The sequence below is a fragment of the Gemmatimonas sp. genome (assembly GCF_044345575.1).
Classification (GTDB): Bacteria; Gemmatimonadota; Gemmatimonadetes; order Gemmatimonadales; family Gemmatimonadaceae; genus Gemmatimonas.
In genome coordinates this window covers 25,119-35,781 of the sequence record NZ_JBIJAW010000006.1, presented here as the reverse complement: position 1 = coordinate 35,781, position 10,663 = coordinate 25,119, and the positions used below count along the sequence as shown (strand labels likewise).

Here is a 10,663-nt window from a genome sequence, read left to right as displayed (position 1 = left end):
GCGTCGCTGTTCGTGCTGCGGGCGCGCGATGGGGCGCGAGGGGTACGGAGTCCGGTCACGTCGCCCCTCCATCCGCTGGGGACGATCGTGTTCGTGGCGGCGGCGCTGTACGTGGTGGTGGGATCCATTCAGTCGAACCCGGGCAATGCGGCGCGCGGTGCCGGCCTGCTGCTGCTTGGGGTGCCGGTGTACCTCTATTGGAATCGTCAACGCCTAGGTCGGGAGACGACTGCTGCATGACTGCATCGCCTGGGATCATGTCGCCGCGCGTGGCCGCGCTCACTGTGTATCCGCTCAAATCGGCAGCTGGCATCCGTGTCGACACGCTGCACCTCGACGACCGCGGGGCGATGGGTGATCGCCGCTGGTTGCTGGTGGACGGGGAGGGGCACGCCATCACGGCGCGCGAGTGTCACGCGCTGTTGCACATTACTCCGCGCTTCGCCACGTCCGATCGGAACGGGGCGTTGCTGCTCGACGCGCCGCGCCACACGACGTTCACCGCGGTGGTGCCGGGCGCTGATCATATCGCGCGGCCGGTATTCATCTGGGACGATGCCACCCTCGCGCTCGACGCCGGTGATGACGCGGCGGACTGGTGCAGCGATGTGATCGGGCGTGCGTGCCGTCTCGTGTACCTCGACGAAGACGCGCAGCGTCCACTCAAGCGGAAGTATGCGGGTCCCGTTGCCGCTGAGCGACGGCACGTGGCCTTTACCGACGGGGCCCCGCTGCTGATGCTCGGGCTGCCCAGTGTCGATGCGCTCAATGCGCGCCTCGTGGAGCAGGGCGCGCCGGCGGCGCTCGACCGTCGGCGATTCCGCGCCAATGTGTGGCTCGACGGGCTGGGGGCGCACGAAGAGGATGGGTGGAGCCTCGTGCAAATCGGCGACGTCCGCTTCGGCCTGGGATCCCTGTGCACCCGCTGTGTGCTCACCACCGTCGATCCGGACACGCTGGAGCAGGGGCTCGAACCATTGCGGGTCTGGGGCGGGTACCGGCGCACCAGTGAGGGGGTGGTGTTCGGCGTCAACGCCACCCACGAGACCCCGGGCACCATCCACGTGGGTGATACCGTGCATGTTCTGGGCACACGCTAAGCGGATGAACGCTGCTTGATCAGCGGCTCTTCCTCCCTGAAAGTCGACAAGCCCGACTGAGTACGTATAGAGAACGGGAGAAAAGGGGGAACTGAAATTGGGAGAAAAGGGGAAAAGGAGAAAAAGAGTCATGGTGATGTGCGGTTGAACACCAACGCCTCATTTTCTCCCACCCTCCTTTTCTCCCAATATCAGTTCCCCCTTTTCTTTGTTTCTCCGCTGTGGCGAGATCGACTTGGTCCATCGACTTGGTCCGGGGTGTGGGTTTCGGCATCCCGGTGCCCTAGAATCCCTGCGTGACCGATAGCGCCCGCCAACCCGACCCGCAGGTCCCCACCTCGCTCCGCATCATTCGCGGGGCCAACCGCACACTCGGGCGCGTCGCGCCGCGGGTGGTCGCGCGCCTGAACCAGCGCCTCTTCTCCACGCCGCGGCGGTTCACCCCCCGGGAATGGGAGCGGCAGTTCGAGGCCATGGGCACGAGAGAGCGGCTGCCCAATGGCGCCTCATTGCTGATCGCCGGCGACGGCCCGCGCACGGTGGTGCTGATGCACGGCTGGGAAGGACGGGCGACGCAGTTCGCTCACTTCGCGCCCCCGCTGCTCGCCGCCGGTTTTCGCGTGATCGGTGTGGACGGCCCTGCACATGGAGACGCCCGGGGCAAGTACGCGGATCCCTATTTGTTCGCCGAAACGCTGCATGAAATGGCGGCGCGTCACGGTGCCCCGTTCGGGGCTATCGGCCACTCCATGGGCGGTGGGGCAATCGCGATTGCGCTCGCCAGCGGACTGGAGGCCCGTCGGGCGGTGGTGATTGCCAGCCCTTCCTCCATGCATGATGTGTTGCACCGCTTTGCGCACGCGATGCATATGCCGTCGGGGGTCACTCGGCACTTCGTCGAGCGGTTGCGTGCGCAGGTCGCCGGTCGCGGACATTCCACCGTGGACCTTCCCGACCTGCTCGCGAGCGTGCGGACGGCCGGACTTGTCGTGCACGCGCAGGATGACAAGGAGGTGCCGTTCAGCGATGGGGAGCGGCTGGCAGGCGCGTGGCCGGGGGCGGCACTGTTCCCGGTCGACGGCGTGGGACACCGACGAATCCTGCGGGACCCGTCCGTGATCACCGCCGCCGTGAACTTCGTGAGCGAATCAACGAGCTGACCCCGTGATTGGGCGGTCAGTACAGCTGCGCCCAGCTCCGTTCCTTCGTGCGGGTCAGGATCGCCGAGCCACGCAGCGCCGACTCCACGGCGCATTTCGACCACTGGAAGTTCGAGTTGCCGACGATGTCGTTGTCGTCGGTCACGTTGGCGTTGCGGCTCATGGCGCTCCCCCATAGGTCGAACGTGCCCGCGCCCTTCACGATGTCGTCACGGGCGATGATGAGCCCATACCACTGGAAGTTGCCGACGGTGCGCACGTCCCCGTTCACCAGGAGCACGCCCTGGCCTCGCCCACGGCTCAGTGTGGCGTTCCCGTTGATGTAGATGATGGGGAAATAGTCCTTGCACCCGGCCGTGTACGTAGCGCCGCCGCCACTCACGCGGAGCGGTTCGCCCCAATTCGAGGTGTTGCCGGTGCTGCAGGTCGTGGCCGTGCCCACCGGCTCCGGTCCATACGATCCACTCGGCAACTTGATGTCGGCGGCTGCCACCAGCGAGTTCCAGCTCTCCGTGCCGTAGCGCACGTAGGTGTTGGAGTCGCCGGCGGCCGGATCGGGGTTTACGCCTCCCGTTACCAGGTTCGGCTTCTGGATGTTCACGGTGCGGCCGGGGGCGTACGAGATCGCAAACGTGTCGCGCGCGGCAATGTTCGCGCACTGGGTCCAGCCACTCGGGTTGGTGTTGCGGCCCGTGATTTCCGCCGATCCCTGCACGCGAATGTTGCCCGCCGTCGTGATGGCGCCGCCGGGATTGATGGTGGGGTACGCGATGCGAACCACCATGTTCGTCATACGCTGCGCTTCGAGCTGTTCGTTGCCGATGCTGGCGCGGCCGACGGAACGCACCCAGAACGTATTGTCGGTGAGGCGCTGAATGAACACCTTGGCCGTGTCGTTCTGATCGACGAACACATTGGCGGAATCAATGGCGCCGATGGCCATGCCCGTCGGCGGCGGTAGGTTCCGCGAGCGATCCCAGTCGGAGATCTCGGCATTCAGCCCAAACTCGGCCACCGCGAACGCCCGCTGCTCCACGAGGGCGTTGCGGCCACCGCGGAAGTCCTGCATGGCGCTGATGATCGCGCCCGTGGAGAGAATCGCGAGGACGACGACCACCACGAGGGTGAGCAAAAGGGCCATGCCGCGACGGGCGCGCCGGTGGATCGCTCGTGCGGCGGCCGTGGCGGGGACGGTGGATTCGGGCGACTCGGTGTGCACCTGACCCTCCAACATGCATGAGTGGGGACGGGGACCGTGGGTCACTGCCGGTTCCTCAGGGCAATGCGGAACGCGAGGGAATCGGTGTTCTCGGTTGAGGTCGTACCGAATTGGCCGGAACTACTCTGGCCCCGGGCACGCAGCAGCAGATCGATTCGCGACACACTGCGAGAGAGCGCAACGCTGTTGATGGGGGCCCCAAGACTGTCGAAATAGGCGAAGCGCATCCCGCCACCGTTCGCCGTCGGTGGCGCATAGGGGCCGCCGACGGCCACTGGAGTCGTCCAGCCCCCCGCCTGGTATTCGCTGCGATGGATGTACCACGCACCGCTGCTCTGTGCCTGCAGGGTGTAGCGGGTACTGCGGGTGAAACGGATGGCGGATCCCGTTTTGACGGAGTCACCCATATTGCCGGCGAGCGTGATGCGGAAGCGCGGCTTGCCGGCATCCAGCGCGGCGTCGAGATATGGAGACAGCGGACACAACGTCGCCGATTGTGTGACGCCCGTGATGCGCAACGGCTTCCACTCGTCGTCTTCCGCGCCGCGCGACAGGGAATCATTGAACACCCAGGCCGTGTCACCCTCCATAGGTGTCGAGTACCAGCTCGTCAGCGTGTTGCGGGCCATGTCGAGTGGCGGGAGGTCCATCTGCGTGCCGCTGATCTTGTTGCAGATCATCGACGCGCCGATGACCGCCCGGAACTGGATCGAATTGGCGCTGAAGTCCGTGAGATCCCCCCCGGACGACGACACGGAGCGCAAATCGGCCGGAATCAGACTCATGGCCGACCGCAGCTCACGGCGCATGCCCACCTGTTCGTTGGTGCGCTGAAAGAATCGCTGCTGGCCGATCATCAGACGCGAGACGATCAAACCGATGATACCGAGAATGCCCAGCGTGATGAGCAGCTCCGTGATGGAGAAGCCTCGCCGGGCGCGGATCAGTCGCGGCATGGAATCACCATCTGGTAGCGAAGTTCGTTCGAACGACGGGGAATACGTATGCGCACGTCGATGGTTTTGACGTTCCGCCCGTCGGTCACGGTCCACGACTCCCGCACCCCACGTTGCAGCGTGCTCCCGCTCGAGGCGCCGGCGTCGAGTTGGGCGCAGGACAGACTCGTAAGTGAGTCGAGGCGTGCCTGGGCCAGGCTCGCGGCGACCGTCTGGGTGTTTCCGCCGCCCATCTGGCGAGCCACCGAGGCCGAGCTGCCCAGCAGGCCGCCAACGGCCACGGCGAGCATAATCACGGCAATAAGCACCTCGAACAGCGTCATGCCGTGTCGGGAGGCATCGCGCACGCGCGACCGCCGACGACGGTGGCACACCGACGGGTTCGTCATAGCGCGCAGCCCTTGGGGAGAATGAGACCAGCCGCGCTGATGCACAGCGTGTCGGCCTTCGACCCATAGCGCAGCCGATACCGGAGCACCTGATCGGCGGCGGGCATCACCGTGCTCATCATGCCACGCTGGTTGTACGCGACGCTGTCCGGCGCCCCACTGAGGGGTTCAAGGGTCATTCCCAGCGCCACATCGAAGCGGATGGGGCCGAGGACGAGCACGTTGGCATTGTTGAGGCCACTCCGCACCCGTACCCGCACCTCGTTCCCGTTGATCACGAGCGCCGAGGGCCGCCCCTTCTGGAGCGCCGCCGCACGGGCGGCACTGAAGGCCGTGGTGAGTTGCTGGCGTCCTGCGCGCAACGACGTGCTTTCGCGAATGGCAGTGACGCGCGGCGCGACCATCGAGAACACGATGGCCAGCGACACGATGACGACAAGCAACTCGATCATCGAGTAACCGTCGCGACGGCGATTCGGGGAGGACGTCATGACAGGGAAGCCAGTGAGCCGAGCGTCGTGTCCAACCGAAACGGCCAAGGAGCGAGCCCGCGTCATATGCCCCTCACGAAACGGTGCGCTGGTTGCGTCCGACAGATCGCAGAGGGCTTCTGTTGTCACGACGCACTATGAGGCGCCGACTCAACATGAAATGTCATTCATTCGGACATTCTGAACTACACTGTGCCCGCAGTGTGACGCTGCGCCCGCATTCTGCCACCGGTCGCCGCGCGAATGCCGCACGGCATTCCCAAAAAGGAAACCCCCGTGGTGCTCGTGTGAGCGCCACGGGGGTTCCTTATCACGTTGGACCAGCTCCCGGGGAGGGACTCGAACCCCCGACAGGGTGATTAACAGTCACCTGCTCTACCACCTGAGCTACCCGGGAATACCGCGTTCCGGAGCGCCAGAGGCGCGCCAGAGCCTCATATAATCAACCAGCAGGGCAGTGGAGTCAAGCGGGGCATCGGGTCGACGGTCTCACCGGCTGAGGACGGTGCGCAGCCAGCGGCCCGTGTGCGAGGCTTCCACCTCCACGATCTCCTCGGGACGGCCCATGGCCACCACCTGCCCCCCGCCATCGCCACCGTTGGGGCCCATGTCCACGATCCAATCCGCCAGCTTGATGACGTCAAGATTGTGTTCGATGAGCAGCAGGGTGTGCCCCTGGTCGAGCAGGCGCTCGAACACCTGCGCCAACCGGCGGATGTCCTCGAGGTGCAGCCCCGTGGTGGGCTCGTCGAGCACATAGAGTTTCCGCGCGCTCCCGCGGGCCGTGAGTGCCAGTTCGCGGGCGATCTTGAGGCGCTGTGCCTCACCACCGGACAGGGTCGTGGCCGGCTGGCCGAGGCGGAGATAGCCCAACCCCACCTGCTGCACGTGCCACAACGCCTGCGCGAGTTTGTCCTCCCGCGGGAAGAACTTGATCGCTTCGTCCACGGTGAGCTCGAGCACGTCGGCAATCGTGCGCCCCTTGAGCCGGACCTCGAGCACCTCGGGCTTGAAGCGTTTGCCGCCGCAGGCGTCGCACGGTACGAACACGTCGGCCATGAACACCATCTCCACCTCAAGCGCGCCCGCCCCCTCGCAATGCTCACAGCGGCCGCCGGCCACGTTGAAGGAGAAGTGCCCCGGGCCGTACCCCCGCGTGCGCGCCAGCGGCACCTCGCTGAAGAGACGGCGGATCTCGTCATAGGCCTTCACGTAGGTCACCGGATTCGAGCGCGGTGACTTGCCGATGGGGCTCTGATCCACAAGCACCACATCATCGAGATGCTCGTCCCCCGAGAGCGACACGAAACCGCCAACCGTCTCGCCCAGGTGTTCCTTGGCGGAGTGTTCCCCGTGGAGCCGTGATTCGATGGCGTGAAACAGCACGTCGTGCACGAGGGTGCTCTTGCCCGAACCCGAAACGCCGGTTACCACGGTCATGGCGCCGAGCGGGATGCGCACGTCGACCCCCTGCACGTTGTGCGCACGCGCGCCGCGCAGGTCGATCCACCGCTTGCCCAACGGCCGGCGGGTCGATGGCAGCTCGATACGACGCGCTCCCGTGAGATACTGCCCCGTGAGCGGGCTCTGCTCCACGTCGGCAATGGGACCAGCGAAGACCACCTGGCCCCCGTGCTCCCCGGCGGCCGGCCCCATTTCCACCATGTAGTCGGCGATGCGCATGGCCTCGAGGTCGTGCTCCACCATGATGACCGTGTTGCCGAGGTCGCGCAGGCGCGCCAGCAGCGAGAGCAGTTTGTCGAGATCGCGCGGATGCAGGCCGATACTCGGTTCGTCGAGCACGTACGTGGCATCAACCAGCGCCGCCCCGAGGGCATTGGCGAGGGTGATGCGCTGCGCCTCGCCACCGCTCAGGGTGCGTGTCGCCCGGTCAAGCGTGAGGTACGTGAGTCCGACGTCGCTGAGGAAGCGCACACGGGCGCGCGCTTCGCGCAGCACGGTCTCGGCGATCTGCGCCTCGCTGCCGGCCAGTGTGAGCTGTTCGACCCACGTGTGCAGGTCCCGTACGGGAAGGCGCGCGACATCGGCGATCGTCCGCCCGTCGATGCGGACCTGCAGGGCCTCGGGCTGCAGCTTGCTGCCGCCGCAGTCCGCGCAGTCCTGCGCGCTCTGATACTTCCGCAGGAAGATGCGGATGTACTGCTTGTACCGTTTCTCTTCGAGCGCAACAAGGAAGGGATAGATCCCCGTGTACTGTCGTGACTTCGCGTGCAGCAGTTCGTGGCGCGCCTTGGCCGGCAGCGACTTCCACGGTGCATCCGGCGACACCCCGAGCGCGCGGGCGAAATCCACCACGAGCCGACGTTGCTTCTCGTAGCGCGGGGCGGTCCACGGGTCGATCGCGCCGTCGCGGAGCGATCGGTCGTGATTGGGCACGATCAGTTTTTCGTCGTAATTCAACGTGGCGCCGAAGCCATTGCAGGTCGCGCAGGCGCCGCGTGGATTGTTGAACGAAAAGAGTTGCGGCGTAGGGGTGGGTGCGCGCGTGCCGTCGTTCGCGCACTCGAATCGCTCCGTGAACGCGAGGCGAGTCACGGCGGTCCCGTCGGGGGCCGCGCCCAGTCCCGGCGGCGGCACCACCACCTCGGGGAAGAGCAGCACCACGTCGCCGTCCCCCTCCTGAAAGGCCGTCTGGATCGCGTCGGCGATACGACCGCGACCGGCCGGTTCCACCCGCAAGCGATCGATCACCACCAAAACGTCGGCAGTGGCGGCAAGGTCGAGGGTCTCTTCGGTGAGGTCGTCGAGATGGTGCACCGCGAAGGAGGTGCCGGTGCCCACGGCGATGCGGACGAAGCCGCGCGCGCGCAGATTCTCGGCGATCACGGCGTGCGTGACCTGCGCCGAGCGCACCAGGGGGCACGCGACCATGAACCGGGTCCCGTCCGGCAACGCGAGCGCGACGTCCGTCACCGATTGCACGGTGTCGGGACGCAGCTCGCGGTTGCACACCCGACAGTATGTGCGGCCCACGCGTGCCCAGAGCAGGCGCAGGTAGTCGTAGATCTCCGTGGCGGTCCCCACGGTGGACCGCGAGGTGCGCGTGGGATTCTTCTGCTCGATGGCGACCGCCGGCGAGAGCCCCTCGATCACGTCGACCGCGGGCTTCTCCATGCGCTCGAGAAACTGGCGGGCATAGGCCGACAGCGATTCGACGTACCGACGCTGCCCCTCGGCGTAGATCGTGTCGAAGGCCAGTGACGACTTGCCTGAACCGGACACCCCGGTGACGACGGTTATGGCCCGGCGCGGAAGATCGAGGTCGACCCCCTTCAGATTGTGCTGGCGCGCGCCACGGATGCGGATCTTGTCCTTCATCCCGTCAAAACTATCCGACCGTGCAAATGCGTTCCGCAAAAACGTTTCGCTAGATTGCGCAGTCCATGCCCCCAGTCGCCGCCGCCCGATCCGCGCCGCCCGACGACGACGTGCTCGGCGCCGTGTACGACGCCCGACTCGTTCGGCGGCTGTCGTCGTACGTCCGGCCCTACCGGTCGCTCGTGGGCGCGGCCCTCGGCTGCATTGCGGTGGCCGCGGCCATGCAGGTGGCCACCCCGCTGCTCACCCGCTGGGTCATCGACGTTGCGTGGCCGGCGCGCGATCCCGGTCTGGTGCAACGGGCCGCCGCCGCATTTGCCGGGCTGCTCGTCGTGCAATTCGCCGCGGCGTACGGGGAGACGTGGTTCACGTCGCTGCTCGGGCAGCGGGTCATGCGCGATCTGCGCGACGCGGTGTTCGCGCACCTGCAGCGCCTGCCGATCTCCTTTTTCGACCGCACGCCTGTGGGCCGGCTGGTCACACGGGTCACCAGCGACGTCGAGGCCCTCAACGAACTGTTCGCGTCCGGCGTGGTGTCGGGGTTGGGTGACCTGTTCTCCCTGCTCGCCATCGGTGTGGTCATGCTCCTCGTGGAGTGGCGGCTGGCGCTGGCGGCCTTCGTCGTCATTCCCTTCGTGCTGCTCGCCTCGCGCGTGTTTCAGCATCGGGTGCGGCGCGCCTATCGGGAGATCCGGACGCGTTTGGCACAGCTCAATGCCTATGTGGGTGAGCGGCTCGCCGGCATGCGGCTCGTGCAACTCTTCGGTCGCGAACAGCAGGAGCGCGAGCGATTCGCCGAGCGCAATGATGCGCATCTGGTGGCGCACCTGCGGTCGATCACCGTCTACGCGCTGTATTTCCCGGTCATCGAGCTACTCACCACGCTTGCCTTGGCGAGTCTCCTGGTGACGGCACGCGGCGAGGTGGCCGCTGGTGCCGCCACGGTGGGGACGGTGGCCGCGTTTCTGCAGCTTGTGCGCCGGTTCTTCCAGCCGCTGCAGGATCTCTCCGAGAAATACAACATCCTGCAGGGGGCCATGGCGGCCTCTGAGCGCCTCTTCGCCCTGCTCGATACACCCGCATCCGCGAGCCTCACCTCGACCCCCGACCGGGCCGAGCAGGTGGCGGCGCTGGCGCGGGAGGGGATTACCGTGGAGTTCGACCACGTGTGGTTTGCGTACGACACGGGGAGTGACGGTGAGCAGTGGGTGCTGCGCGATGTCAGTTTTCGGGTGGCTCCCGGGCAGAGTCTTGCGCTCGTGGGACATACGGGGGCGGGCAAGAGCACGATCGTGAACCTGCTGCTGCGCTTCTACGATCCCCAGCGGGGGCGGGTCCTCGTGAATGGGCGCGACGTTCGGGAGCTGCCGCTCGATGTGCTCCGATCGCTCGTGGCCTACGTCCAGCAGGACATCTTTCTGTTCGCCGGTGACGTCACGGCGAACCTGCGGCTCTTCGACAGCGTCCCGCTGTCGTCGGTGCAGGACGCCGCGGCGCGGGTTGGCGCCGATCGCGTCATCGCGCGGCTTCCCGGTGGATGGTCCCACGAACTCGGCGAGCGGGGGGCCGGGGTGAGCGTGGGAGAACGGCAGCTGCTCGCTTTCGCACGTGCCATTGCGGTGGATCCGTCGCTGCTGCTGTTGGATGAAGCCACGAGTGCCGTGGACTCCCATGCCGAAGCGGAGATTCAGCAGGCGGTTGCCACCCTCATGGATGGGCGCACCACGATCGCCATTGCGCATCGACTGAGCACCATCACCAGCGCCGACGAGATCCTCGTGCTGCATCACGGTCAGGTGGTGGAGCGCGGCACCCACCACGAGCTGCTCGCGGCGCGCGGCACGTACGAGCGGCTCTTTCGCCTGCAGGGCGGGGAAGTCTCGCGCAGTGCTCCCACCGACAAGTTGCCGCAGGGGGCACCCGCACGCTTGCCAACCGACGCAACTGTCGGGTAGCTTCGCCTGTGGCCCTGCGACTACCCGTCGCAGACGCCGTCGTTCCCTCGACTT

8 protein-coding genes, 1 tRNA gene and 1 pseudogene are annotated in these 10,663 nt (G+C 66.5%); 4 read left to right on the top strand and 6 right to left on the bottom strand.

What is annotated here, in order from left to right; genetic code table 11:
- The 3 genes and pseudogenes from ACIQ6O_RS01085 to ACIQ6O_RS01075 all read left to right on the top strand — a co-directional run.
- Positions 1-240, top strand: a pseudogene (locus tag ACIQ6O_RS01085) (amino acid permease); the annotation flags it as partial.
- Positions 237-1,100, top strand: coding sequence for an MOSC domain-containing protein (locus ACIQ6O_RS01080; protein WP_396205910.1), 864 nt, complete (start codon positions 237-239; stop codon positions 1,098-1,100). The pseudogene ACIQ6O_RS01085 and the gene ACIQ6O_RS01080, both read left to right, overlap by 4 nt.
- Positions 1,101-1,396: 296 nt before the next feature.
- On the top strand, positions 1,397-2,260 hold the full coding sequence (locus ACIQ6O_RS01075) for an alpha/beta fold hydrolase (RefSeq protein ID WP_396205909.1): 864 nt from the start codon (positions 1,397-1,399) through the stop codon (positions 2,258-2,260).
- Between the two features lie 16 nt (positions 2,261-2,276).
- Here the strand turns inward: ACIQ6O_RS01075 and ACIQ6O_RS01070 are convergent, their stop codons facing one another.
- The 6 genes from ACIQ6O_RS01070 to uvrA all read right to left on the bottom strand — a co-directional run bounded on the left by ACIQ6O_RS01070 (position 2,277) and on the right by uvrA (position 8,654).
- A complete protein-coding gene (locus ACIQ6O_RS01070; RefSeq protein ID WP_396205908.1) occupies positions 2,277-3,494 on the bottom strand; it encodes a hypothetical protein in 1,218 nt (405 codons plus the stop codon).
- 26 nt (positions 3,495-3,520) lie between these two features.
- Entirely contained in the window at positions 3,521-4,435 is a 915-nt protein-coding gene (locus ACIQ6O_RS01065; protein WP_396205907.1) for a prepilin-type N-terminal cleavage/methylation domain-containing protein, read from the bottom strand.
- Positions 4,423-4,824 (bottom strand): prepilin-type N-terminal cleavage/methylation domain-containing protein, encoded by a 402-nt coding sequence (locus ACIQ6O_RS01060; protein ID WP_396205906.1) that lies wholly within the window; start codon positions 4,822-4,824, stop codon positions 4,423-4,425. Before ACIQ6O_RS01060 ends, ACIQ6O_RS01065 begins: the two co-directional genes overlap by 13 nt.
- Positions 4,821-5,315: a type II secretion system protein gene (locus ACIQ6O_RS01055; RefSeq protein WP_396205905.1), complete on the bottom strand. Its 495-nt coding sequence runs from the start codon at positions 5,313-5,315 to the stop codon at positions 4,821-4,823. The genes ACIQ6O_RS01060 and ACIQ6O_RS01055 overlap by 4 nt, the downstream gene beginning before the upstream one ends.
- A gap of 324 nt (positions 5,316-5,639) precedes the next feature.
- A tRNA-Asn gene (locus ACIQ6O_RS01050) sits at positions 5,640-5,712 on the bottom strand.
- A gap of 92 nt (positions 5,713-5,804) precedes the next feature.
- On the bottom strand, positions 5,805-8,654 hold the full coding sequence (uvrA, locus tag ACIQ6O_RS01045; protein ID WP_396205904.1) for an excinuclease ABC subunit UvrA: 2,850 nt from the start codon (positions 8,652-8,654) through the stop codon (positions 5,805-5,807).
- 65 nt (positions 8,655-8,719) lie between these two features.
- On the opposite strand from uvrA, the gene ACIQ6O_RS01040 reads away from it, so the two are divergent.
- Complete coding sequence (locus ACIQ6O_RS01040) at positions 8,720-10,609, top strand: ABC transporter ATP-binding protein (protein ID WP_396205903.1); 1,890 nt, start codon at positions 8,720-8,722, stop codon at positions 10,607-10,609.
- Positions 10,610-10,663 lie beyond the last annotated feature (54 nt).